This window comes from Microbacterium sp. ET2 (assembly GCF_030347395.1).
GTDB lineage: Bacteria > Actinomycetota > Actinomycetes > Actinomycetales > Microbacteriaceae > Microbacterium > Microbacterium albipurpureum.
Genome location: NZ_CP128170.1, coordinates 2,839,953 through 2,863,953, shown reverse-complemented (window position 1 = coordinate 2,863,953; position 24,001 = coordinate 2,839,953). Strand labels below are relative to the sequence as shown.

General features: G+C 69.5%; 17 protein-coding genes, 2 pseudogenes and 1 riboswitch. Of the genes and pseudogenes, 9 read left to right on the top strand and 10 right to left on the bottom strand.

Annotated elements, in window-relative coordinates:
• Positions 1–52: 52 nt before the first annotated feature.
• From glpK to QSU92_RS13905, 3 genes are all read right to left on the bottom strand, one after another.
• Entirely contained in the window at positions 53–1,567 is a 1,515-nt protein-coding gene (gene glpK / locus QSU92_RS13915) for a glycerol kinase GlpK (RefSeq protein WP_289262748.1), read from the bottom strand.
• Positions 1,568–1,639: 72 nt separating this feature from the next.
• Positions 1,640–2,353, bottom strand: a complete 714-nt coding sequence (locus tag QSU92_RS13910) for an MIP/aquaporin family protein (RefSeq protein WP_248241389.1) — start codon at positions 2,351–2,353, stop codon at positions 1,640–1,642.
• A gap of 157 nt (positions 2,354–2,510) precedes the next feature.
• Positions 2,511–4,244: a glycerol-3-phosphate dehydrogenase/oxidase gene (locus QSU92_RS13905; protein WP_289262747.1), complete on the bottom strand. Its 1,734-nt coding sequence runs from the start codon at positions 4,242–4,244 to the stop codon at positions 2,511–2,513.
• A 115-nt stretch (positions 4,245–4,359) separates the two neighbouring features.
• On the opposite strand from QSU92_RS13905, the gene QSU92_RS13900 reads away from it, so the two are divergent.
• The 7 genes and pseudogenes from QSU92_RS13900 to QSU92_RS13870 all read left to right on the top strand — a co-directional run bounded on the left by QSU92_RS13900 (position 4,360) and on the right by QSU92_RS13870 (position 11,012).
• On the top strand, positions 4,360–5,379 hold the full coding sequence (locus QSU92_RS13900; protein WP_289262746.1) for a sugar-binding transcriptional regulator: 1,020 nt from the start codon (positions 4,360–4,362) through the stop codon (positions 5,377–5,379).
• Between the two features lie 36 nt (positions 5,380–5,415).
• A riboswitch (FMN riboswitch) is annotated at positions 5,416–5,577 on the top strand.
• A gap of 69 nt (positions 5,578–5,646) precedes the next feature.
• Positions 5,647–6,693: a bifunctional diaminohydroxyphosphoribosylaminopyrimidine deaminase/5-amino-6-(5-phosphoribosylamino)uracil reductase RibD gene (gene ribD / locus QSU92_RS13895; protein ID WP_289262745.1), complete on the top strand. Its 1,047-nt coding sequence runs from the start codon at positions 5,647–5,649 to the stop codon at positions 6,691–6,693.
• The gene (locus tag QSU92_RS13890) at positions 6,693–7,337 is read left to right on the top strand and encodes a riboflavin synthase (RefSeq protein WP_289262744.1); all 645 of its coding nucleotides are present in this window, start codon (positions 6,693–6,695) and stop codon (positions 7,335–7,337) included. Before ribD ends, QSU92_RS13890 begins: the two co-directional genes overlap by 1 nt.
• A complete protein-coding gene (gene ribA, locus QSU92_RS13885; protein WP_289262743.1) occupies positions 7,334–8,608 on the top strand; it encodes a GTP cyclohydrolase II in 1,275 nt (424 codons plus the stop codon). The genes QSU92_RS13890 and ribA overlap by 4 nt, the downstream gene beginning before the upstream one ends.
• Positions 8,605–9,080, top strand: a pseudogene (gene ribH, locus QSU92_RS13880) (6,7-dimethyl-8-ribityllumazine synthase). Before ribA ends, ribH begins: the two are co-directional and overlap by 4 nt.
• Before the next feature lie 89 nt (positions 9,081–9,169).
• Positions 9,170–9,520, top strand: coding sequence for a Fe-S protein (locus QSU92_RS13875; RefSeq protein ID WP_289262742.1), 351 nt, complete (start codon positions 9,170–9,172; stop codon positions 9,518–9,520).
• Positions 9,521–9,524: 4 nt separating this feature from the next.
• Entirely contained in the window at positions 9,525–11,012 is a 1,488-nt protein-coding gene (locus QSU92_RS13870) for an MFS transporter (RefSeq protein ID WP_289262741.1), read from the top strand.
• Between the two features lie 9 nt (positions 11,013–11,021).
• Here QSU92_RS13870 and QSU92_RS13865 read toward each other — a convergent pair whose 3' ends face one another.
• The 3 genes from QSU92_RS13865 to QSU92_RS13855 are packed head-to-tail and all read right to left on the bottom strand — an operon-like array spanning position 11,022 to position 13,656.
• Positions 11,022–11,843, bottom strand: coding sequence for an ABC transporter permease (locus tag QSU92_RS13865; RefSeq protein ID WP_289262740.1), 822 nt, complete (start codon positions 11,841–11,843; stop codon positions 11,022–11,024).
• Positions 11,840–12,718: an ABC transporter permease gene (locus tag QSU92_RS13860; RefSeq protein WP_289262739.1), complete on the bottom strand. Its 879-nt coding sequence runs from the start codon at positions 12,716–12,718 to the stop codon at positions 11,840–11,842. Before QSU92_RS13860 ends, QSU92_RS13865 begins: the two co-directional genes overlap by 4 nt.
• Positions 12,715–13,656 (bottom strand): ABC transporter ATP-binding protein, encoded by a 942-nt coding sequence (locus QSU92_RS13855; RefSeq protein WP_289262738.1) that lies wholly within the window; start codon positions 13,654–13,656, stop codon positions 12,715–12,717. The genes QSU92_RS13860 and QSU92_RS13855 overlap by 4 nt, the downstream gene beginning before the upstream one ends.
• A gap of 248 nt (positions 13,657–13,904) precedes the next feature.
• Between QSU92_RS13855 and QSU92_RS13850 the strand changes: the two genes are divergently transcribed.
• Complete coding sequence (locus QSU92_RS13850; protein WP_289262737.1) at positions 13,905–15,854, top strand: ABC transporter ATP-binding protein; 1,950 nt, start codon at positions 13,905–13,907, stop codon at positions 15,852–15,854.
• 7 nt (positions 15,855–15,861) lie between these two features.
• Here QSU92_RS13850 and QSU92_RS13845 read toward each other — a convergent pair whose 3' ends face one another.
• On the bottom strand, positions 15,862–17,739 hold the full coding sequence (locus QSU92_RS13845) for a phosphoenolpyruvate carboxykinase (GTP) (protein ID WP_289262736.1): 1,878 nt from the start codon (positions 17,737–17,739) through the stop codon (positions 15,862–15,864).
• A 116-nt stretch (positions 17,740–17,855) separates the two neighbouring features.
• Between QSU92_RS13845 and QSU92_RS13840 the strand changes: the two are divergent.
• Positions 17,856–19,318: pseudogene (locus tag QSU92_RS13840) on the top strand (helix-turn-helix domain-containing protein).
• 12 nt (positions 19,319–19,330) lie between these two features.
• Here the strand turns inward: QSU92_RS13840 and QSU92_RS13835 are convergent.
• From QSU92_RS13835 to QSU92_RS13825, 3 genes are all read right to left on the bottom strand, one after another.
• Complete coding sequence (locus QSU92_RS13835; RefSeq protein ID WP_289262735.1) at positions 19,331–20,386, bottom strand: winged helix DNA-binding domain-containing protein; 1,056 nt, start codon at positions 20,384–20,386, stop codon at positions 19,331–19,333.
• 70 nt (positions 20,387–20,456) lie between these two features.
• Entirely contained in the window at positions 20,457–21,929 is a 1,473-nt protein-coding gene (locus QSU92_RS13830; RefSeq protein ID WP_289262734.1) for an NAD-dependent succinate-semialdehyde dehydrogenase, read from the bottom strand.
• 118 nt (positions 21,930–22,047) lie between these two features.
• Positions 22,048–23,973, bottom strand: coding sequence for an FAD-dependent monooxygenase (locus tag QSU92_RS13825; protein WP_289262733.1), 1,926 nt, complete (start codon positions 23,971–23,973; stop codon positions 22,048–22,050).
• Positions 23,974–24,001 lie beyond the last annotated feature (28 nt).

Sequence of the window (24,001 nt, the reverse complement as noted above, 5' to 3'; positions counted from 1 at the left end):
GAAAGAGAACGGGGAGGCCGCCGCAGCGACCTCCCCGTTCTTCACACGCGCATCACGACACGTCTTCGTCGACCCAGTCGAAGGTCTTGGTCACGGCCTTCTTCCAGTTGCGCAGCAGACGGTCGCGCTCGGTCTCGTCCATCTTCGGCTCCCAGCGGCGGTCTTCCTGCCAGTTCTTGGACAGGTCGTCGAGGCCCGACCAGAACCCGACGGCGAGCCCCGCCGCGTATGCGGCACCGAGGGCGGTGGTCTCGGCGACCACCGGGCGGACGACGGGCACGCCGAGGATGTCGGCCTGGAACTGCATCAGCAGGTCGTTCGCGATCATGCCGCCGTCGACCTTCAGCTCCGTCAGCGGCACCCCGGAGTCGGCGTTGACCGCGTCGATCACCTCGCGAGTCTGGAACGCCGTGGCCTCCAGTGCCGCGCGGGCGATGTGCCCCTTGTTGACGTACCGGGTGAGACCCACCAGCGCGCCGCGCGCGTCGGGACGCCAGTACGGTGCGAACAGCCCCGAGAACGCCGGGACGAAGTAGGCCCCGCCGTTGTCCTCGACGCTGGCGGCGAGGGTCTCGACCTCCGGCGCGGAGGAGATGATGCCGAGGTTGTCACGCAGCCACTGCACAAGCGACCCGGTGACGGCGATCGAGCCCTCCAGGGCGTAGTGCGCCGGCTCGTCGCCGAGCTTGTAGCCGAGGGTGGTCAGCAGGCCGTTCTGCGAGTGGATGATCTCGGTGTCGGTGTTGAAGATGATGAAGTTGCCCGTGCCGTAGGTGTTCTTCGCCTCCCCCTGCTCGAACGCCGCCTGACCGAAGGTCGCAGCCTGCTGGTCTCCGAGGATGCCGGCGATCGGCGTCTCGCGCAGCAGGCTCGAGCTCTCGGCATGACCGTAGACCTCGGACGAGCTGCGGATCTCGGGCATCATCGACAGCGGCACACCGAACGTGTCGAGGATGTCCTCGCGCCACGACAGCGTCTCGAGGTCCATGAACATCGTCCGCGAGGCGTTGGTCACATCGGTGGCGTGAACACCTCCGTCGACGCCGCCGGTGAGGTTCCACAGAACCCAGGTGTCGGTCGTTCCGAACAGGAGGTCGCCGCGCTCGGCGCGCTCGCGTGCGCCCTCGACGTTGTCCAGGATCCAGACGATCTTCGTCCCCGAGAAGTAGGTCGCCAGCGGAAGCCCCACGACCGACTTGAACCGCTCGGTGCCGCCGTCTGCGGCGAGCTTGTCGACGATGCCCTGCGTGCGGGTGTCCTGCCAGACGATGGCGTTGTAGACCGGCTCGCCGGTGTTCTTGTCCCAGACCACGGCGGTCTCACGCTGATTCGTGATGCCGATCGCTGCGATGTCGTGGCGCGTGAGATCGGCCTTGGACAGCGCCTGGCCGATCACCTCACGGGTGTTCCGCCAGATCTCCATCGGGTCGTGCTCGACCCAGCCCGCGCGCGGGAAGATCTGCTCGTGCTCGAGCTGACCGCTCTGGACGATGCTGCCGGACTTGTCGAAGATGATCGCCCGGGTGGACGTCGTGCCCTGGTCGATTGCGAGGATGTAGTCGGCCATGCGTGATACTCCTTTGTCTCGTTGCGGATGGTTCGTCGTGCGTGAGGGCTGTGGCGCTGCGGATGCCGGGACTCAGCCCAGGATCGGCATGAGGGGGATCGCGGCGAAACCGGCCAGGACACCACCGATGATCGGTCCGACGATCGGCACCCAGGAGTAGCTCCAGTCGCTGCCGCCCTTGTTCTTGATCGGCAGGATCGCGTGGGCGATGCGGGGGCCGAGGTCACGCGCAGGGTTGATGGCGTACCCCGTGGGGCCACCGAGCGAAGCACCGATGCCGACGACGAGCAGGGCGACGGGGAGGGCGCCTAGGGCTGCCAGACCCGACGGGTCGCCGTTGCGGCCGAAGCCGATCACGACGAAGACCAGCACGAAGGTGCCGATGATCTCGGTGACGAGGTTCCAGCCGTAGGTGCGGATGGCGGGGCCGGTGGAGAAGACGCCGAGCTTGGTGGCCGCGTCCTCCTCGGCGTCGAAGTGCTTCTTGTACGCCGCCCAGGCGAGCACCGCGCCGATGAAGGCACCGATCATCTGCGCGCCGATGTACACGAGGATCGACAGGGGTCCGACCGGCACACCCTGGCCGAACTCCGTCGCGCCGTTGGCGACGAGACCCAGCGTGACAGCGGGGTTCAGGTGCGCACCGGAGACGTAGGCGACGGTCACACCGGCGAAGACCGCGAGACCCCAGCCGAAGTTGACCAGCAGGAAGCCGCCGGCGAAGCCCTTCGTCTTCGTCAGGGCGACGTTGGCGACGACGCCACAACCCAGGAGGGTCAGCAGCATCGTGCCGATCACCTCCGAGGTGAAGACGATTCCCAGATTGTCCACATTGACCTTCTTTCGTCGTGCGGCCCCAATGCCGCGTCAGGGATGTTCGCCGAGGAGCGCGTCCCCGGCGACCGGGGCGACATGACCGGCACCGCAGCGCCGGTCATGACGATCATGAGAGTACGGCGTCCTGCGTCAGATCGACACCATGCCGCTCCGCGAGGAAGCGAGCGCTGGCGGCGACCTCTTCGCCACGCTGCTCGGCGTCCCAGCCCAGCGTGTCGCCGACGACCTCGGCGAGCTCCTGCAGGACCGGCATCGTGACCGATCCCACGAACGCCACGCTCGTGCGGCGCAGGAGGACATCGATGAGGTGAACGACGTACTCGGTGCGCGCGAGGTAGGCGATCTCCCCGGTGCTGTAATCCGGCAGAGTCGACAGCGGCCGGTCGTCGTCGGGCAGGGCCTCGATCAGAGCGGCGGCGCGGGTGCCGTATCGCTCGAGAAGCTGGTCGGCACGTGCGGCATCGAGGTGACCCCGGTGACTCTCGACCCACGTGGCGCGGGCGCGCTGCGTGCGGGGGTAGCCTTCGGCGCCGCCGATCATGAGGCCCGCGGTGCTGCGCACCCGGCGCCGCCCGAGGATCCCCAGCACACGGTCGGAGAGCTGCTCGCCCAGGGCGCGGAACGTCGTCCACTTGCCGCCGACGAGGCTGAGCACCGTCGTCTGCGGGCGGCCGGAGGCCGTGGCCTGCTCGATGCGGTAATCGCGTGAGACGAAGCCGGGCTGCGTGTCGTCGTGACGGGGCAGCGGACGCACGCCGGCGAATCGGTAGACGATCTCGGAGCGGTCGACGGGGATGTCGGGGAACACGTGCGCGACGAGGTCGAAGAAGTAGTCGACCTCCTCCTCCGTGCACAGGGCCGGGGTGCGCATGTCGTGGTCGATGTCGGTGGTGCCGACCATCACGCGGCCCTTGAGCGGGTAGATGAGGACGATCCGGCCGTCTTCGTGCTCGAAGAAGATCTCACGACCGCCCGTGGCTTCGAACAGCGCCGGGTTGTCGAGCACGATATGCGACCCCTTGGTCCCGCCCATGTACGCGGTGTCGCGACCGAGCGACTCGTTGGTGAGGTCGGTCCACGGACCGGAGGCGTTGACCACGACGTCCGAGGTGAGATCGAACTCCTCTCCCGTCACCCCGTCGCGTACCCGCAGGCCGGATGCCGACATGCCGACCGCCGACAGGTAGTTCGCCGCCCGCGCGTGGGGACCGGCGGCCAGGCCGTCGTAGAGGACATCGAGCGCAAGACGCTCGGGGTCGTGCATGCTGGCGTCGAAGTAGGTGGCGGTGTACTTCACATCGGCATTCAGCGCCGGGAGTTCGGCGAGCGAGCGCTTCCGGCCGTGGAAACGGTGTCGAGGCACCGCGCCGCCGTCGCGGGAGAAGAAGTCGTAGATCGTCAGCCCCGCCTTGATCAGCAGGGCACCGCGCTCGGAGGGCTTGCCCTGCTTGTGGGTGAGGAAACGCAGGGGTGCGGAGAACAGCCCGGAGAAGGTGGAGAAGATCGGCACGGTCGTCGGCAGCGGGCGCACGTAGTGCGGCGCGGTCTTGATGAGGGCATTGCGCTCGACGACCGATTCCCGCACCAGACGGAACTCGCCGTTCTCGAGGTAGCGGATGCCGCCGTGGATCATGTGCGACGACGCACTCGAGGCGCCCGAGACGAAGTCGTCGCGCTCGACCAGGATCACCTTCACGCCCTGCAGCGCCAGATCTCGGAAGGTCGCGATGCCGTTGATGCCGCCACCGACGATGACGACGTCGGCCGTCGGGTCCGCGGCGATGGCTCGGACCTCAGCGCGCTGGGATGCGGGCTGCGATGCGGCGGGCTGGCTGCTCATCGGGACTCCTCTCACGGTGCCCCTTGCGCGACACCGCATCATCTGGATGAATACATCCTGAACCCGCCCGAACGTCAGTGCAATCATCTTGCACATATGTGCAGAGGAGAGGATGATGACGAAGCCGGCCGACATCTCCGAGACCGTCCTCCCCGAGCGCACGCGCGACGCGCTGCGCGCCGCGCAGCTCTACTACATGCAGGACCTCACGATGGACGCCATCGCCACGGAGCTGCGTACCTCCCGGTCATCCGTGTCGCGTCTGCTCAGTCAGGCGCGCGAGACGGGTCTGGTCGAGATCGTCATCCACTCGCCCCTCGAGGGCCCGTCCCGGCTCGCCGCCGACATCCGCGACCGGTTCGGGGTGACGGCCCACATCGTGCCGGTGCCCGACCGCGCAAGCGACGTCGAGCGCCTCGACCGCGTCGCCCTGTCTGCGGCACGCACCCTCGCGAGCTGGGTCGACTCCAACCAGAGCGTCGGCATCGCGTGGGGGTCGACGATCGGCGCGGTCAGCCGCCACCTGCCGCGGCGCGTGACCCACAACACCGAGGTGGTCCAGCTCAACGGCGCCGGCAACATGCGCACGACGGGCATCATGTACGCCAGCGAGCTGCTGAGCAGGTTCGGCGACGCCTTCGGTGCGCAGGTGCACCAGTTCCCCGTGCCGGCCTTCTTCGACGATCCGGCGACCAAGCGCGCGTTCTGGCGAGAGCGCTCGATCCGCCGGGTGCTGGAGATGCAGGCCAGCCTCGACCTCGCGGTCTTCGGTGTGGGTTCCCCCTTCGCCGAGGTGCCGAGCCATGTCTACCAGGGCGGCTACCTCGACGCGGCGGACTACCGTGCCCTCAGCCGCGAGCACGTCGTGGGCGACGTCGCGACGGTGTTCTACCGCGCCGACGGTTCGAGCGACGGCATCCCGCTGAACGAACGTGCGACGGGGCCGGACTTCTCGGTCCTGCGCCGAGCGCCCCGGCGCGTCGGAATCGTCGCCGGTCGCGCGAAGGTGCCGAGCCTTCGCGGCGCCCTGCGTGCGGGGCTCATCACCGACGTCATCCTCGACGAGTCCACCGCACGCGAGCTCGCTGCGATGCCCCCCGACGCCGGGCCTCCGCGCGCACATGCGCGGGAATGAATCCGCAAACAGCGTGTTGACTACACTCGTGAGCAGCAACGTGCTCCGGGGTCGGTGAGAATCCGAACCGGCGGTGACAGTCCGCGAGCGACGGCGTCACACCCGAGAGGGTGTCGCCTGACCTGATCCGGTGGAATTCCGGGACCGACGGTGATGCGAGGGAAGGTCCTCGCGAGTCCGGATGGGAGAAGCACGTCAGGCGCCTGCGCCTGCCGTTCCCGTGCCCCGGAGCCCGCGAGGGCCGATGGGATGGACGAGGGAAGACGGATGACGGTGCGAGACGTCGAGCGCAACGCGATGCGTCGCGCTCTCGCGCTGGCGGTGAACGGTCCCGCCGGGTTCAACCCCCAGGTGGGAGCGGTGATCCTCGCGCCCGACGGCCGGATCCTGGCCGAGGGGTGGCATCGCGGGGCAGGGACTGCCCACGCCGAGGTCGATGCCCTGTCCCGCCTGTCCCCCGGTGAGGCGGAGGGCGCCACGGCCGTGGTGACCCTCGAGCCCTGCAATCACACCGGGCGCACCGGGCCGTGCAGCCGGGCGCTCCTCTCGGCCGGGATTTCACGCGTTCTCTACGCGGTCGATGATCCCGGCGTCGTCTCCGCCGGCGGCGCAGACACACTCCGAGCGGCGGGCGTGGAGGTCGAGGCAGGTGTGCTCGGCGACGAGGGCCGCGAGCTCCTCTCCTCCTGGCTGACCGTGCAGCGCCTCGGTCGCCCGCACGTCACGGTGAAGTGGGCGCAGTCCCTCGACGGCCGCGCCGCGGCATCCGACGGCACCAGCCGGTGGATCACCGGCGCCGCGGCACGACAGGACGTCCACCGACGGCGGGCGATGGCCGACGCGATCGTCGTCGGAACCGGCACCGTGCTCTCCGACGACCCGTCGTTGACCGCCCGCGATGCGGACGGTGCGCTCCTGGCCGATCAGCCGCGACCCGTGGTGATCGGTGAGCGGCAGACCCCTCCCGAGGCGGCCGTGCGGCGGCATCCCCGCGAACCTCTCTTCTTCTCGTCCCACGATCTCTCGCGAGTACTGGACGACCTCCGCCGTCAGGGCGTGCAGCGGGTCTTCGTCGAGGGCGGGCCGACCCTGGCCTCGGCGTTCGTGCGCGCGGGCCTCGTGGACGAGGTCCTCGCCTATGTCGCGCCCACCCTGCTCGGCGGTCCGCGCCTGGCGCTCGACGACATCGGCGTCGAGACGATCGGTGCGGCCGTGCGCCTCACCCTCTCCTCCGTCGAGCGTCTCGGCGACGACATCCTGCTCGTCGCGCGCTGCGCGCCCACCCCCTCCCCCGCGAATGTGAAGGACAGCTGATGTTCACCGGAATCATCGAAGAAGTCGGCGCCGTCACCGCCGTCGCCCCGTCCGGCGACGGGCTGCGGCTGACGGTGCGCGCCCCGAAGGCGGTCTCGGACGCCGGCCACGGCGACTCGATCGCGGTCAGCGGCGTCTGCCTCACCGTCGTCGATCGCGGCGAGGACTGGTTCACCGCCGATGTGATGCGGCAGACCCTCGACATGTCGACCCTCGCCGGCGTGGCCGCGGGGCGCGCTGTGAACCTCGAGCGCGCGACCGCCGCCCACGGGCGTCTGGGCGGCCACATCGTGCAGGGCCACATCGACGGCACCGGCACCGTGACCGCGGTGCGCCCCGGTGCCGAGTGGCGGGTCGTCCGCATCGCCCTTCCCGCACACCTCGCCCCTCTCGTCGTCGACAAGGGCTCGATCGCCGTGGACGGGGTCTCGCTGACCGTCAGCGCCGTGAGTGCGCCCGAGGCGGCGGAGCCCTGGTTCGAGGTCTCGCTCATCCCCGAGACGCTCGAGGCCACCACGCTCGGCACCCGACAGGTCGGCGACCCCGTCAACCTCGAGACCGACATCCTGGCGCGGCACGTGCAGCGCCTTCTCGCATTCCCCCCGACGGCGCCCGCCGTCCCGAAAGAAGGAGGCTCCCGATGAGCCTTTCCCCCCTCTCCGACGCCCTCGACGCACTGCGCGCGGGTAAGCCCGTCATCGTCGTCGACGATGAGAACCGCGAGAACGAGGGCGACATCATCCTGTCCGCACAGCTGGCGACTCCCGAATGGGTGGCCTGGACGGTGCGATGGTCGAGCGGCTTCGTCTGCGCGCCGATGCCCGCCGACTGGGCGGATCGGCTCGACCTCCCGCCGATGGTCGAGGTGAACGAGGATGCCCGCGGCACCGCCTACACCGTGAGCGTCGACGCCGCGGACCGGGTCTCCACCGGCATCAGTGCGAGCGACCGGGCCCACACCCTGAACGTGCTCGCCGACGTCGAGTCGACGCCGAGCTCGGTCATCCGCCCCGGGCACATCCTGCCGTTGCGCGCCGTCGACGGGGGTGTGCGCGAGCGCGCCGGGCACACCGAAGCCGCCGTGGAGCTGATGAAGCTCGCCGGCCTCCCACCGGTCGGCGCGATCGCCGAAGTCGTCGCCGAAGACGGTTCCATGATGCGGATGCCGGGACTCGTCGAGCTCGCCGCCCGAGACGGGATCCCGCTCATCACCATCGAACAGCTCATCGCCCACCTCGACGAGGTCGATCCCGTCGACGCCTCCGCGCACGCGGCGCAGCGGCGGCGCGTCAGCCTGCGCGCCGAGGCGACCGTGCCGACCTCGCACGGCGAGTTCCGCTTCCGCGCGTACAAGGACCGGGTCACCGGCACCGACCACCTCGCGGTCATCTCAGGTGAGCTCACCGAGACCGCTCCGCTCGTGCGGGTGCACTCGGAGTGCCTCACCGGCGAGGCCTTCGGTTCGCTCAAATGCGAGTGCGGCCCGCAGCTGGATGCCGCGCTGGACGCCATCGAGCAGGACGGCGGCGTGGTCATCTACATGCGCGGCCACGAGGGGCGGGGCATCGGGCTCATCAACAAGCTGCGCGCGTACAGCCTGCAGGAGCGCGGACTCGACACCGTCGACGCGAACCTCGCCCTCGGCCTCCCCGCCGATGCCCGCGACTACGCCGCCGCCGCAGGCATCCTCGCCGACCTCGGCATCGAGAAGGTGCGGCTGCTGACCAACAACACCGACAAGGTCGCGCAGCTGCGCGGGTTCGGGCTGGAGATCGTCGAGCAGGTGCCGCTCCTCGTCGGCGTCGGCCCGAACAATCACCAGTACCTCGCCACCAAGCGGGACCGCATGGGGCACATCATCGACGAGGGCGATCTGGCGGATGCCATCGCCCACATGAAGGAGGGGGTCGCGTGAGCGGCAAGGGAGCACCGATCGCGGTCGACGAGATCGACGGCACCGGTCTGCAGGTCGTCGTCGTCGCCGGTACCTGGCACGCGGCCATCAGCGATGGCCTGATCGCGGGCGCCGAGCGCGTGCTCGACGCCTCAGGCGCCGACTACCGCCTGGTGCGCGTTCCGGGCTCGTTCGAGCCCCGGTCGCCGCGAAGGCGGCGCTCGAAGCCGGAGCCGACGCCGTCGTGGCGCTCGGGGTGATCATCCGCGGCGGCACCCCGCACTTCGAGTACGTCTCGGCAGCTGCGACCGACGGTCTCACGCGGGTGGCGCTGGACACCGGCAAGCCCGTCGGGTTCGGGGTGCTCACGCTCGACGACGAGCAGCAGGGCCTCGACCGTGCCGGCCTCGAAGGCTCTAAGGAAGACAAGGGCGCCGAGGCGGCCGACGCAGCCCTGCGCACCGCACTCGTCCTCCGCGCCGTGCGCGGCTGACCCACCCACCGACCCCACCCACACTGCCCCGAGCGCGTGAGGCGCGCCTTCCTGGCGGGGCCGCCCGGGCGGCCCCTACCCTCTGAGCTATGGAGTTCCTGCGTCACCTCGTCGTGCTGATCCACCTCACCGGTTTCGCGGTGCTCTTCGGCGCCTGGGTCGTCGAGGCGGTCTCGCGTCGCCGGCAGGCGACCCGGCTGATGGACTGGGGTCTGCTCATCGCCGGTGCCGCCGGACTGGTCCTCGCCGCCCCGTGGCCGGCGGGCATCGAGCTGAACTACGTCAAGATCGGGGTGAAGCTCGTCATCCTCCTCGCGATCGGCGCTGTGATCGGCATCGCGCGCGCCCGCCAGCGCAGGACGGATGCCACGCCGCCGGCGCTCTTCTGGTCGATCGGCGTACTCACCTTCGCCAACGCCGCCATCGCCGTGCTGTGGTGAATCGATGACACAGGCGACCGACTCCGCCGCCGCTGCGTCGCCGCCCGCGCCCGCCAACCCGCGCTCGCGTGTCATCACGGCGAGCCTGGTCGGCACGACGATCGAGTTCTACGACTTCTACGTCTACGCCACCGCCTCGGTGCTGGTCTTCCCGCTGCTTTTCTTCCCCACGGGCAACGACACCACCTCCCTCCTGGCCTCCTTCGGCGTCTTCGGTGCCGCGATGGTCGCCCGGCCGCTCGGCGCGGTCATCTTCGGGCACTTCGGAGACCGCTTCGGCCGCAAGGCCACGCTCGTGGCATCCCTCCTCACCATGGGGATCGCGACGTTCCTCATCGGGTGCCTGCCCACCTTCAACGACATCGGCCTGTGGGCGGCGCTGCTGCTGCTGATCCTGCGGCTCTCGCAGGGCTTCGCCCTCGGCGGCGAGTGGTCGGGCGCGGCGCTGGTGGCGACCGAGAACGCGCCGACGGGAAAGCGCGCCTGGTACGGCACGTTCCCGCAGCTTGGCGCACCGCTCGGCTTCATCATCGCCAACTCGCTGTTCCTGACGATCTACTTCCTCCTCCCCCACCCCGAGGACCCGGCCCTGCGCTCCGACGCCTTCCTGGCATGGGGATGGCGCGTGCCGTTCCTGTTCTCGGCGGTGATGGTGGTCATCGGCCTGTGGGTGCGCCTGCGGCTGGTGGAATCGAGCACCTTCGTCAAAGCCGAGCAGAAGGGCGTCATCCGGCGCTTCCCCGTCGGCACCGTCCTGCGCCGGCATTGGCGTCAGGCGATCCTCGGCACATTCATCATGCTGGCGACGTACGTGCTGTTCTACCTCATGACGCAGTTCACGCTGTCGTACGGCACGAAGCCCGCCGACCTCGAGACCGCGAGCGCCGCCGCTCGGGCCGCCGCTGAGTCGTCGGGCCGAGCCTTCGACGAGGCCGCATTCGCCGCGCAGTTCTATCCGGGCCTCGGTTTCGGCTACACCGACTTCGTCATCATGCAGATCATCGGCGTGGTGTTCTTCGGCATCTTCACGCTGCTGTCGGGACCGATCGCCGACGCGATCGGCCGTCGCACGCTGCTGATGTGGGTCACGGCGCTCATCGTCGTCTTCGGGCTGTCGTTCTCGATCTTCCTGCTCCCCGCGGCCGATCCCCTGTTCACCGGTGCGCTCACGCAGGCGTTCCTCATCTTCGGGTTCGTGCTCATGGGGTGGAGTTTCGGACCGATGGGAGCCGTGCTTCCCGAGCTGTTCCCGACGAATGTGCGGTACTCGGGCTCGGCGATCGCCTACAACGTGTCGTCGATCCTCGGTGCCGCTGTCGCACCGATCATCGCGGTGGCGCTGTGGCAGCTCGGAGACGGCAACCCGTGGCTCGTCGGCGTCTACCTGTCGGCGATGGGGGTGCTGACCTTCATCGCGCTCGCACTCGCGCCCGAGACGAAGAACGTCGACTACGACGAGGACCTGGGGGTCGGGGCGACAGGTTCGCTCTGACGCAGACGCTCAATCGAGGAAGAGCGCGCGCAGCCGCTTCGTGGTGAAGATGAGCCCGGCGGTGATCATCACCACGAAGTAGAGCACGTGCCAGAGCATGCCCACGTCCAGATCGCCGAGGGTGAGGCCGCGGATGAGCTCCACGCCGTGCCAGAGCGGAAGCGCCTGGATGATCGGGACCACCCAGTCGGGGTACACGCTCAGCGGGTAGAAGGTCGCGGAGAAGAGGAACATCGGCAGCATCACGAAGTTGATCCAGTCCATGTGCTGGAACGCCTTCATGTAGCTCGTGATCGCCATGCCCAGGCTGGCGAAGCCGAACGCGATGAGGAGAACGGCAGGGAGGGCGAGAATCGCGGTCCATGACAGGTTCAAGCCGGCGAACTGCATGATCACCATGAATCCGCTCGCGTAGACGAGCCCGCGCAGCAGTGCGTAGAGGATCTCTCCGAGGGCGACGTCGAGGGGTCCGAGCGAGGTCGCGAGCATCCCCTCGTAGAGCTTGCCGTAGTTGAGCTTGAAGAAGACGTTCCAGGTGGAGTCGTACACGGCGCCGTTCATCGCCGAGACGGCCAGAAGCGCGGGCGCGATGAAGGCGGCGTACGGCACCTCCATTCCGGAGGCCGTCGTCACGTTGCCGATCAGCGCGCCGAGCCCCACGCCCATCGACAGCAGATAGAAGACCGGCTCGAAGAATCCCGACAGCACGACGATCCAGTTCGAGGAGCGGGCCGCGATGAGCCCCCGCTGCACGACGGCCTGCGGGTTTCCGGCCCACAGCGACCGCACACCGCCGGAGCGGGTCTGAGGCTCGATGACGGTGGCGGTCATTTCGCGAGCCTCCGCACGAAGATCCGGCGCGCGAGGAAGGCGGCGCCGACGGTGAGGACGAGGAGGTACAGGATGTGCACACCGATCATGAGCAGGCTCTCGGGCCGACCGTAGGTGACGAGGCGGCCGAGCTCTGTGGCGTGCCAGAGCGGGGAGATCCAGCCGATCACCTGCAGCCAGCCGAGCGTCGACAGCGGATAGAAGGTGCCCGAGAAGAGGAACATCGGCATGAAGATGAACCGCTGGACGAGGGCGAACTGCCCTTTGTCCTCTTCGACCCGCCCGGCGTAGGCCATGATCGGCACGCCGAAGGCCAAGCCCGCGAGGATCGAGATGAAGATCGAGATCCACCCGGTCTCGGGATCGGGGATCGCCTGGAAGAGGACGAGGAACAGGTAGTAGGCCACCGCGACCACGATCATGCGGGCGGTGGCGCCCAGGATGACGCCGTGCGCGATCTGCGGAGATGACAGCGCCGAGGCGTTGAAGCCGTAGAAGTAGCGCCGCCACTTGAAACCCGCCATCACCGGATACGTGAATTCCTCACTCGCCACCGCGATCGTGGCGGTCATGAGCAGGGCGGGGGCGACGAAGACGACGTACGGGACGGAGACGCCGCCGTCGACGACGTCCTGGTCTATCAGCGCTGCCAGCCCGAGTCCGAGGCCGAGCAGGTACACGACCGGCTGTCCGAGCGCGCCGACGACGATGGTCCAGCCGTAGGCGCGCATCGCGCGCACCATGTGCTCGGTCACGTACCACGAGCCGTAGGCGCGGGGCTTGCGTCCCCACGCCATCGCCTCGGCGCGCAGCTCGTCCAGGCTCGGCTGCGGGATCTTCGCCGTCGCCGGACCGCTCATTGGGTCCGCGCTCATTCGATCAGCGACCGTCCGGTCAGGCGCAGGAAGACGTCCTCGAGGCTGGAGCGGCGGACGAGCGACGTGATCGGCTCGAATCCGAGCTGGGTGACGCGTTCGAGCGCGCGTTCGCCGTTGTCGGTGTAGATGAGGATGCGGTCGGGGAGGACCTCGACGCTGTCGCCGAGACCCTGCAGCTGCGGCGCGACCTGCTCGTTGCGATCCGAGCCGAAGCGCACTTCGAGGACCTCGCGGCTGGAGTGCTCGCGGATGAGGGAAGCAGGCGTCCCCTCGGCCATGATCCGTCCCTTGTCCACCACGATGAGCCGGTCGCAGAGCTGCTCCGCCTCGTCCATGTAGTGCGTGGTGAGAACCAGCGTCGTGCCCCGCTCCTTCAGGCGGAACAGCCGGTCCCACAGCACGTGCCGCGCCTGGGGGTCCAGTCCCGTCGTCGGCTCGTCGAGCAGCAGGATCCGGGGATCGTTGATGAGCCCGCGCGCGATCGTGAGGCGCCGCTTCATGCCGCCCGAGAGCTGCTCGACCTTGCTCTTGGCCTTGTCTTGGAGCTGGGCGAAGGCCAGCAGCTCACCGGCCTTCTCGTGGCAGACCTTGCCGGGCAGCCCGAAGTAGCGGCCGTAGATGTAGAGGTTCTCGCGGGCGTTCAGCTCACCGTCGAGGTTGTCCTGCTGCGGAACGACGCCCAGACGCGAGCGGATCTCCGGCCCGTAGCGGTCGGGGTCCAGACCGAGGATGCTGAGCTCACCGCGGGTGCGGGTCGAGACCGCACCGACCATCTTCATCGTCGTCGACTTGCCCGCGCCGTTCGGGCCGAGGAGCCCGAACGACTCGCCCGGGGCGACCTCGAACGACAACCCGTCGACGGCGACGAAGTCGGGCTTCCCCTTCGACGAATACGTCTTCACGAGGTTCTCGGCGCGGATCACGGGCTTTGGCACCGGACCACACTACCGGCGACCTCCGACACGGGTGCGCCCAGCGACCGGCCGCTCCGCGGCATCCGTCTGTCTGTCCCCTCCACCCCCTCCCACTGTTCATCCGTCGCAGATGTACGCCGTAGGCACCCTGTGGCGTACATCTGCGACGAACGAACGGCCGCGCAACGGCCACAGTCGCGTTCGGCAGGGGCGAACAGACCGCTGACACGAAGTACGGTCGTAGCTGACCCTCATCTCGGAGCATCCCCATGTCAGATCGCACCCGCCCCTCTCGCCGCGGCCGCCGCGGCGCGGCCCCGGAGGGTCCCCGCGCCAGCCTGAAGCAACTGATCCCCTTCCTCCTCGAACACAAGGGCGTACTGGTGGTCGTGGCGATCCTCAGCGTCATCGGCGCGGTGGCGACACTCGGGCAGCCGGTGCTGGTCGGTCAGGTGATCGAGCGGGTGCAGGCCGGTGAGACCCTCGGCCTGCTCGTGTGGGGCATCGTGGCCCTCGTCGTCGCCGCCTCGCTCATCGGGGGTTATCAGCACTACCTGCTCCAGCGCACCGGAACAGCGGTGGTGTACTCCAGTCGCCGGAAGCTCGTCTCGCGCATCCTCCGCCTCCCGATCAGCGAGTTCGACTCGCGGCGCACGGGTGATCTCGTCTCACGGGTCGGCACCGACACCACCCTGTTGTACGCCGTGCTCACGCAGGGGCTCGCCGACGCCGTCGGCAACTCGCTGATCTTCGTCGGAGCGGTGATCGGCATGGCCATCATCGATCCCGCCCTCCTCGGCGCCATCGTCCTCGTGCTCGGCGTCTCGGTCGCGGCCGTCGTCATCCTCAGCGGCCGGATCCGCCGGGCCACCCAGGCGCAGCAGGAGAAGGTGGGCGAACTCGCCTCGGGCGTCGAGCGGGCGATCGGCTCGATCCGCACAGTGCGCGCCGCCGGGGCCACCGAACGCGAGACCGAGACCATCACCGGCGTCGCGACCGAGGTGTACCACGTGGGCGTCCGCATCGCGAAGGTCTCGGCGCTCGTGGTGCCGGTCGCGGGGATCGCCCTCCAGGTGTCGCTGCTCGTCGTCCTCGGGCTCGGCGGGTTCCGCGTGGCCTCGGGCGCGATCTCGGTGGCGAGCCTGGTGACCTTCGTCATCTTCCTTTTCCTTCTCGTCGGCCCCTTGGCGACGTTCTTCGGCGCCATCACCTCGGTGAACCAGGCGCTGGGCGCGCTGGGGCGCATCCAGGAAGTGCTCGACCTTCCCACCGAGACCGCCGACGACGCCCGCATCGCGGCGACCCTCCCCGCCTCCTCCCCGTCCCCGTCCGCTGCCGACACAGCGAAGCCGGCGGCGATCGAGTTCATCGACGTGCGCTTCTCGTACCCCGAGAACGTCATCGCGGCCCGGCGGAGCGCCGAGCAGGAGGCCAAGGCTCTTCTCGAGTCCGCGCATGTCGGCACGAGCGCCATCGAGGTCGGCGCAGAACAGACGACGGATGCCGCGGCCGCGGCGTCGATGCGGGGGGCTCCCGACGGCGAAGTCCTGCGCGGAGTGTCGTTCCGCGTGCCGCGTGGCGCGCGGGTCGCCCTGGTCGGACCATCGGGAGCCGGGAAGAGCACGACACTCGCCCTCATCGAGCGTTTCTACGACCCGACCGGTGGCGCGATCCTGCTCGACGGACAGGACGTCCGGGCTCTGGACCGGGGCGCGCTGCGCGCTCAGCTCGGGTACGTGGAGCAGGACGCCCCGACCCTGGCGGGAACGATCGCCGAGAACCTGCGACTGGCAGCCCCCGATGCCTCCGACATCGAGTGCGAGCGGGTGCTGCGGGCGGTGAACCTGGGGGAGGTTCTCGAGCGGAGCCCCCTGGGCCTGGAAGCCCCGGTCGGCGAGAGCGGCGTCATGCTCTCCGGAGGCGAACGTCAGCGCCTCGCGATCGCCCGGGCCCTGCTGGCCGCGCCGCCCATCCTGCTGCTGGACGAATCCACCTCCTCGCTCGATGGACTGAACGAACAGCGCATGCGCGACGCGATCGACGCGGTCGCTGCCGGCCGCACCCTCATCGTCATCGCCCACAGGCTGTCTACCGTGGTCGACAGCGACCTCATCGTGGTGCTCGATCACGGCCGCGTGGTCGGTCAGGGCACCCACGGAGAGCTGGTGGAGACGACGCCGCTCTACCGCGACCTCGCCCGCCACCAGCTGCTGGTGTGACGCAGCCTCAGGCCCGCTGGAGGCGGTAGCGCAACGCCGCGAGCTCGGCGTACAGGGCCGCCGGGATCCGTCCCTCGAAGGTGCGGAAGAACTCTTCGGTGAGCTCGGCCTCGGTGAGCCACGACGTCGGGTCGATGGCGAAGAGACGCTCGAGGTCGTCTGCCGAGACGTCGATGCCGTCGACATCGAGGTCCTCGGTGCGCGGCAGACGTCCGACCGGGCTGTCGATCGCAGGGACCTCGCCCTCGATGCGGCGGATGATCCAGTCGATGACGCGGGCGTTGTCGCCGAAGCCGGGCCACAGGAAGCGTCCGTCGGGGCCCTTCCGGAACCAGTTGACCTGGAAGATGCGGGGGGCGCGGTCGAAGCGGAGCTTCTGCCCGACCTTCAGCCAGTGCCCGAAGTAGTCGGCCATGTTGTATCCGCAGAAGGGCAGCATGGCGAACGGGTCGCGGCGGAGCTCGCCGACGGTGCCCTCCGCGGCCGCAGTGCGCTCCGACGAGATCGTCGCCCCCATGAACACGCCGTGGGTCCAGTCGGTGGCTTCGACGACGAGCGGGACGTTGGTGGCTCGGCGGCCGCCGAAGAGGATGGCATCCAGCGGCACACCCTGCGGGGCGTCCCAGTCCTCGGCGATCTGGGGGCACTGGGCGGCGCCCACGGTGAAGCGCGAGTTGGGGTGGGCGGCGGGCCGCCCGCTCTCGGGCGTCCAGGGGTTGCCCTCCCAATCGGTGAGCTCGGCGGGCGGGGTGTCGGTCAGGCCCTCCCACCAGACATCGCCGTCGGGGCGGAGCGCGACGTTGGTGAAGATGGTGTTGCCCCACAGGGTCTCCACCGCGGTGACGTTGGTGGATTCGCCGGTGCCGGGCGCGACCCCGAAGAAGCCCGCCTCGGGGTTGATCGCCCAGAGGCGTCCGTCCTCGCCGGGGCGAAGCCAGGCGATGTCGTCGCCGAGGGTCTCCACGCGCCATCCGGGAATGGTGGGACGCAGCATGGCCAGGTTCGTCTTGCCGCAGGCCGAGGGGAACGCGGCGGCGACGTGGTAGGCCCTGCCGGCCGGGTCGATGACGCGGATGAGCAGCATGTGCTCGGCGAGCCAGCCCTCGTCGCGGCCGATCACCGAGGCGATCCGCAGCGCGAAGCACTTCTTCGCAAGGATCGCGTTGCCGCCGTAGCCCGAGCCGAACGACCAGACCTCGAGGGTGTCGGGGAAGTGCACGATGTACTTCTCGTCGTTGCACGGCCACGCCACGTCGGGCTCGCCGGGCTTCAGCGGAGCGCCCACCGAATGAACGGTCTTCACCCAGGGCTTGCCGGCGGCGATCTCCCGCAGCACCTGCGCACCGACACGCGTCATGATCCCGATGGATGCCACGGCGTAGGCGCTGTCGGTCACCTGAACGCCGATGTGCGACAGCGGACCGCCGACCGGACCCATCGAGAAGGGGACGACGTACATGGTGCGCCCGCGCATCGATCCTTCGAACAGCGGCGTGATGGTCGCGCGGATCTCCGCGGGCGGTGCCCAGTTGTTGGTGGGTCCGGCGTCCTCTTCGAGCTCGGAGGCGATGAAGGTGCGCGCCTCGGTGCGGGCGACGTCGCTGGGGTGCGAGCGGGCGAGGTAGGAGCCGGGGCGCCATTCGGGGTTGAGCTTGATGAGCTTGCCCTCGTCGACCATCTGTCGCAGGAGCATGTCGTTCTCACCGCGTGATCCATCGATCCAGTGAATCCGGTCGGGCTGCGTCAGGGCGGCGATCTCTTCGACCCACGCCTCGAGCTCGACCATCCCCTCGCCGGCGATCGTCGGGCGACTGCCGTACGCACGAGTGTCTCCGGCGACGGTGAGCGGTGACACGGTGCGCGAGAAGATGTCGGCGATGGCCATGGAAGCTCCCTCAGATCGATACGAAACCTGTTGTTCCTCCACTATCCGGGCTCTCTGCGCGGTGTTTGTCGTCAACTTCGGTGCAAGAATGCCAAATCTTTAGCTATCCTCAAATCATGGCGCTTCCCTCGACGACGTCGTCCTCACCGTTGCATCTCACGACGCTCGGCCACCGCATCCGTCACCACCGGCTCGCCCGAGGCTTCACGCTCGACGGGCTCGGCGAAAAGGTCGGCGTCGCCGGCAGCCAGCTGAGCCTCATCGAAAACGGTAAGCGCGAGCCCAAGCTCTCGCTGCTGCAGGCGATCGCCTCGGCCACGGGCGTCGAGGTCACCGATCTGCTCTCCGCCGAGCCCCCCAACCGGCGGGCGGCGTTGGAGATCGAGCTCGCGCAGGCCCAGACCAGTCCCGTGTTCCGCCAGCTCGGGGTCCCGCCGATCAAGGTCACGAAGTCGATGACCGACGAGACGCTCCAATCGATCCTGGCCCTGCACCGCGAGCCCAACGTCGCGAGCGCGAGGCGATCGCGACGCCGGAAGAGGCCCGCCGGGCCAACACCGAGCTGCGAGTGCGGATGCGCGACGCCGACAATTATCTTCCCGACATCGAACGCCTCGCCGAGAAGCAGCTCAAAGCCGCCGGCCATGTCTCCGGTGCCCTCACCCACCGCACCGTGAGCATCATGGCCGAGCAGCTCGGCTTCGAGCTGATCTACGTCAACGATCTGCCGCACTCGGCGCGCTCGGTCACCGACCTGGAGCACGGACGCATCTACCTGCCACCCGCGTCGATCCCCGGCGGCCATGGCCTGCGCTCCATGGCTCTGCAGGCGATGGCTCACCGCCTGCTGGGGCACACGCGGCCCACCGATTACGCCGACTTCCTGCAGCAGCGCCTGGAGATCAATTACTACGCCGCGTGCTGCCTCATGCCCGAGACCGCCGCGGTGACCTTCCTTCAGCAGGCCAAGAAGGACCGGAACCTCGCCGTCGAGGATTTCCGTGATGCGTTCGGGGTGACGCACGAGGCCGCGGCGATGCGTCTGACGAACCTCCTCACCCACCACCTCGGCATCCGGCTGCACTTCTTGCGGGTGGACGGAAACGGCGGGGTCTCCCGGGTGTACGAGAACGACGACCTTCCGGTGCCGATGGATGTCACGGGGTCGGTCGAAGGGCAGATCGTGTGCCGGCAGTGGTCGGCGCGCTCGGCATTCGAGGAGCAGAACCGCACCACCGAGCACTACCAGTACACCGACACCCCGGCGGGCACCTTCTGGTGTTCGACGCAGACGGGCGTGACCGGGGACGGGGAGTTCTCGATCACCGTCGGCGTGCCCTTCGACGACGCGAAGTGGTTCCGCGGTCGCGAGACGGCCACGCGGGCGACATCCACCTGCCCTGACGAATCGTGCTGCCGCCGTCCGCCCGCCGACGTCGCCTCGCGTTGGAGCGGCAAGGCGTGGCCGAGCGCGCGGGTGCACCAGCACATGTTCTCCCCTCTCCCTCGCGGGGCGTTCCCGGGAGTCGACGACACCGAGGTGTATGCCTTCCTCGAGCGGCACTCCCCGGCGGAATAGTCCGCCTGCGGGTCACCCCGCGCGGAATGCGGTGAATCGGGCGACCGCCGCGAGCGCGCCGGAGACGGAGAGGCCGTCGTCGTCGAACAGGTCGATGCCGGCGGCGCCTCTGGCCGGCGTCCAGGTTCCCGCCACCCGGCCGTCGGCGATCAGCACGGCGCGGACCATGCCGTTCTTCGACGGTCCGACCCGGTCGAGATGGTGCGGCGCGCACGCGGCCGAGCGGTCGTCGTAGGAGAGGTAGTACTCGTCGAAGGGCGGGAGCGCCAGTGCGTCGCCATGCGCGCTCGCACGGGGTGCAGCGGCGGGGTCGACGTAGAGCGGCTCGACGCCCCTGCGCCAGACGGTGATGCGATCGCCGGCATCGGCGAACGCCGCGCGGACGGCCGTGAGCGGCAGCCCCGACCACCACGCCGCATCGCGCGCGGAAGCCGGCCCGTGGCCGCGGATGTAGCCCACGATCAGCTCGACGAGAGGATCGGCCGGCGCCGCGGCATCCGTCTTCAGGTCATCGACGAGGATGACGGTCTGCTCGCGCACCGCACGGCTCGGCCGCTCCTGGACCGGCCCCAGGCACAGCACACCCGCCACGGCGAGGGCGGACAGCAGATGATACCCGCGCTGCGCAGCGGTCGGGATGCCCGCGGCATCCCACGCGGCGAAGAGGTCGGTCCGGGTCATGCGCTGCGCGTCGGCGAGCGCTCGGCGCGCGGCATCCTCGGCGCGCACCAGCACGGCGCCGTCGACCCCCTCGCGCCGGAGCACAGGGGCCGCACGGCGCTCCTGCCGCGCCCGGGTCGCCTGCAGGATCCACCGCAGGTCCGCCGCGGAGACGATGTGGAGCGTCCCCCGCATCGTCCACGAGCGCACCAGCCGGCCGCCGTCGAAGAGCGCGTCGACGTCGGAGAGCGACGGAGCACCGCGCGTGCGAGTCGCGAGCGCCCACCGGCCGCCGACGAAATCCTGCGCCTGAACGGCGAGCAGCGAACGCGCGGCGTCCTCAAGCGTCGCCGCGGGTGCGCTCAGGCGGTGCGAGCGCATGCGGCGCGCGAGGAGCGGCGACGTCATCACTCGGTCATCCTGGCGCGCGCCCCTGACACCCGCTCGCTCTCCGCACCCGCAAGGCGCGCCGCGGCTCTCAGGCGAACGGGTTCGGGGTGAGGGTGTACTTCGTCTGCAGGTACTCGTGGATGCCCTCGGCGCCGCCCTCGCGGCCGAGGCCGGAGAACTTCCACCCGCCGAACGGGGCTGCGGCGTTGGAGACGACCCCCATGTTCAGGCCCATCATGCCGGTCTCGAGCCGCTCGATCATGCGCTGCCCGCGGGCGAGGCTCTCGGTGTAGACGTACGAGACCAGGCCGTACTCGGTGTCGTTGGCGATGCGGACGGCCTCGTCCTCGTCGTCGAACGGGATGATCGCGAGCACCGGCCCGAAGATCTCCTCGCGGAGGATGTCGCTTCCCGGCCGCACATCCGAGACCACCGTCGGCTCGTAGAACGTGCCGGGACCGTCGACGGCCCTGCCGCCGGTGCGCAGCTCCGCGCCGCGACTGACGGCATCCTCGACCAGGGCTTCAGCCTTGGCGACCGCGCGGTCGTCAATGAGCGGACCGATCGTGACGCCTTCCTCGGTCCCGCGGCCGATGCGGAGGCCCTGCACCCGCGCGGTGACACGGCGGGCGAACTCATCGGCGACGGAGCGATGCACGATGAAGCGGTTCGCGGCGGTGCACGCCTGGCCGATGTTGCGGAACTTCGCCGCCATCGCGCCGTCGACCGCCTTGTCGAGGTCGGCATCGTCGAAGACGACGAAGGGCGCGTTGCCGCCGAGCTCCATCGAGGTGCGGAGCACCCCCTCCGCGGCCTGCTCGAGCAGCCGCTGGCCGACCGGGGTCGAGCCGGTGAAGGAGAGCTTGCGCAGGCGCGGGTCACGGATGATCGGCTCGGAGACCTTCCCCGAGCTCGACGTGGTGAGGACGTTCACGACGCCCGCCGGAAGCCCCGCCTCCTCGAGCAGCTTGACGAAGAACAGCGTCGTCAGCGGCGTCAGCTCGGCGGGCTTGATGACCACGGTGCAGCCGGCGGCGAGCGCGGGCGCGATCTTGCGGGTCGCCATCGCGAGGGGGAAGTTCCACGGTGTGATGAGGTAGCAGGGGCCCACCGGGTGCTGCGAGACGATCATGCGTCCCGTGCCCTCGGGGTTCGCGCCGTAGCGTCCCTGCACGCGTGATGCCTCTTCGCTGAACCAGCGGATGAACTCGCCGCCGTAGACGACCTCGCCGCGGGCCTCGGCGAGGGGCTTGCCCATCTCGATCGTCATGAGGAGCGCCAGGTCCTCCTTGCGCTCCTGAAGGAGGTCGAAGGTGCGACGAAGCAGCTCCGCGCGCTCGCGCGCGGGGGTGCGCGACCACTCCGGGAACGCCGCGACCGCGGCATCCAGTGCGGCCTTGCCGTCGTCGACCGAGGCGTCGGCGATGGTCTTGACCGCTTCGCCGGTGGCGGGATCGAAGACGCGCAGCGTCCGACCCTCCGAGGCGGGGCGCCACGCTCCCCCGATGAACAGCCCGTCGGGCACCTCGGCGAGCAGAGCGGCTTCACGATCGGCGGTCATGGGACTCCTCGGGATCGGGGGTGGTCGTGGTCATTGTGCCCGGCTGTCGGCGCAGGCTCCGATATACACGGCGTACAGTCTGCACACCTGCGGTATGCACGGGGGCGGAACGGATGCCTCAGCGCGGCGCTGCTCCGGCCGCGACGGGTTCACGCTGCGGCAGGAAGGCGCCGGTGAGGAATGCGTCCAGCTCTGCGGTGGCACTGAGCGGCAGGACCGCCGCGACGTACTGATCGGGACGCACCACGACGACGACGCCGTCGCGGGAAAGACCGCGCTCGTCGAAGATGTCGGTGCGGGTCCAGGCGCTCGGTGCCGCGGCGAAGACCTTCTCCGGATCGATGAGGCCGAGGGGACCCGAGCGCGGCCGGAAGACCTCGGGGACGGCAGCGAGCACGACCTCCTCGAAGGGCTGCTGGTAGATCACCTTCACGTCGAAGACGGCGTCGAGGTCGGCGCCCGTCGGGGTGTGGCGTCGGACAGGGCCGTCGGGAGCGTTCAGCCATTCGGCCCACTCGGCCAGTGCAGACTGCTCCCCGGTCGCAGGCCGATCGGCGAAGGCATAGATGCGCCAGCGGCCGTCGGCCCTGGCATGGTGGCCCAGATGCACGGGGTTGCCGTCGGCGACCTTCACCACCTCGGAGCTCGTGAACCGCTTGCCCACGGGAAAGCCCTCCGCAAGCGCCTGATGCGTGGCATCGCCCACGACCTGGGACGGCTCGTACTGAGTCATGAACCCGGAGGGGAACTCGGCGGTCCCCAGGTAGTAGGTGGCGAGGTCCTGCGGGTCGGAGATCTCGGCGGGCTTGCGCGCCATGAGTGAGGACCACTCGCGGTCGAAGTCGATCAGCTGCTGCGCGACGGGCTTGCGTTCGGCGTCGTAGGTGCGCAGAAGAGAGGCCGGGGCGAGGCCGGTGAGCACGTGACCGAGCTTCCAGCCCAGGTTGAACCCGTCCTGCATGGAGACGTTCATCCCCTGCCCGGCCTTCGCGCTGTGCGTGTGGCAGGCGTCGCCGGTGAGGAAGACGCGCGGGTCGCGATCGTCGCCCGGTGCGACGTCGTCGAAGCCGTCGGTGACCCGGTGCCCGACCTCGTAGACGCTGTGCCAGGCGACCTGCTTCACATCGATGGAGTACGGGTGGAGGATCGCGTTGGCGCGACGGATGATCTCCTGGATCGGAGTCTCACGGACGCGATGGTTGTCGTCGGCGGCGACCTCGCCGAGGTCGATGTACATGCGGCTGAGGTATCCGCCCTCGCGAGGGATGTGGAGGATCGCACCCGCCTCGGCGGAGATCGCGCACTTGATGCGCCAGTCGGGGAAGTCGGTGTCGACGAGGACATCCATGACGCCCCACGCATGCTGCGCGGCGCTGCCGACGTGGGTACGCCCGATCGCTTCGCGCACGCGGCTGCGCGCGCCGTCGCAGCCGACGACGTACCGCGCGCGGATGGAGCCCTCCTGCCCGGTGCGGGGACCGGCGACGTGACGCACGCGAACCTCGACGGGGTGTCCGGCGTCGGCGTCGTGCACGGTGAGGCCGACGAACTCCACACCGTAGTCCGGCGCGATGCGGGCGGGGCCGAGTGCCGCCGCCTCGGCGAAGTAGTCGAGCACGCGTGCCTGGTTGACGATGAGGTGCGGGTACTCGCTGATCTTGTAGCCGTAGTCCTCGGTGCGCGCCGTGCGGACGATCCGGGACGGGTCGGCGGGGTCGGGGCCCCAGAAGTTCATCCACCCGATGTTGTACGCCTCGGCCATGATGCGCTCGGCGAAGCCGAACGCCTGGAAGGTCTCGACGCTCCGAGGCTGGATGCCGTCCGCCTGGCCGAGCGGGAGACGGCCGTCGCGACGCTCGATCACCCGTGTCGTGAGGCTGGGGAACTGGGACATCTGGGCGGCGAGCAGCATGCCGGCGGGTCCGGACCCGACGATGAGCACGTCGACCACGCCGGGAAGGTCGTCGGGCCGGTTCACCCCCGTGCCCGCGGCGGGCTGGACGCGAGGGTCACCGGAGACGTAGCCGTGGTGGTGGAACTGCATGGATTCTCCTTGACGCCGATGTCGGAAG

Coding starts and splice junctions, on each gene's coding strand:
- QSU92_RS13900 (WP_289262746.1), top strand. CDS start 4,360: ATGACGAAGCCGGCCGACATCTCCGAGACCGTCCTCCCCGAGCGCACG.
- QSU92_RS13850 (WP_289262737.1), top strand. CDS start 13,905: ATGTCAGATCGCACCCGCCCCTCTCGCCGCGGCCGCCGCGGCGCGGCC.
- QSU92_RS13835 (WP_289262735.1), bottom strand. CDS start 20,386: ATGACGTCGCCGCTCCTCGCGCGCCGCATGCGCTCGCACCGCCTGAGC.
- ribD (WP_289262745.1), top strand. CDS start 5,647: ATGACGGTGCGAGACGTCGAGCGCAACGCGATGCGTCGCGCTCTCGCG.
- ribA (WP_289262743.1), top strand. CDS start 7,334: ATGAGCCTTTCCCCCCTCTCCGACGCCCTCGACGCACTGCGCGCGGGT.
- QSU92_RS13890 (WP_289262744.1), top strand. CDS start 6,693: ATGTTCACCGGAATCATCGAAGAAGTCGGCGCCGTCACCGCCGTCGCC.
- QSU92_RS13845 (WP_289262736.1), bottom strand. CDS start 17,739: ATGGCCATCGCCGACATCTTCTCGCGCACCGTGTCACCGCTCACCGTC.
- QSU92_RS13905 (WP_289262747.1), bottom strand. CDS start 4,244: ATGAGCAGCCAGCCCGCCGCATCGCAGCCCGCATCCCAGCGCGCTGAG.
- QSU92_RS13910 (WP_248241389.1), bottom strand. CDS start 2,353: ATGCTGCTGACCCTCCTGGGTTGTGGCGTCGTCGCCAACGTCGCCCTG.
- QSU92_RS13825 (WP_289262733.1), bottom strand. CDS start 23,973: ATGCAGTTCCACCACCACGGCTACGTCTCCGGTGACCCTCGCGTCCAG.
- QSU92_RS13875 (WP_289262742.1), top strand. CDS start 9,170: ATGGAGTTCCTGCGTCACCTCGTCGTGCTGATCCACCTCACCGGTTTC.
- QSU92_RS13830 (WP_289262734.1), bottom strand. CDS start 21,929: ATGACCGCCGATCGTGAAGCCGCTCTGCTCGCCGAGGTGCCCGACGGG.
- glpK (WP_289262748.1), bottom strand. CDS start 1,567: ATGGCCGACTACATCCTCGCAATCGACCAGGGCACGACGTCCACCCGG.
- QSU92_RS13870 (WP_289262741.1), top strand. CDS start 9,525: ATGACACAGGCGACCGACTCCGCCGCCGCTGCGTCGCCGCCCGCGCCC.
- QSU92_RS13865 (WP_289262740.1), bottom strand. CDS start 11,843: ATGACCGCCACCGTCATCGAGCCTCAGACCCGCTCCGGCGGTGTGCGG.
- QSU92_RS13860 (WP_289262739.1), bottom strand. CDS start 12,718: ATGAGCGCGGACCCAATGAGCGGTCCGGCGACGGCGAAGATCCCGCAG.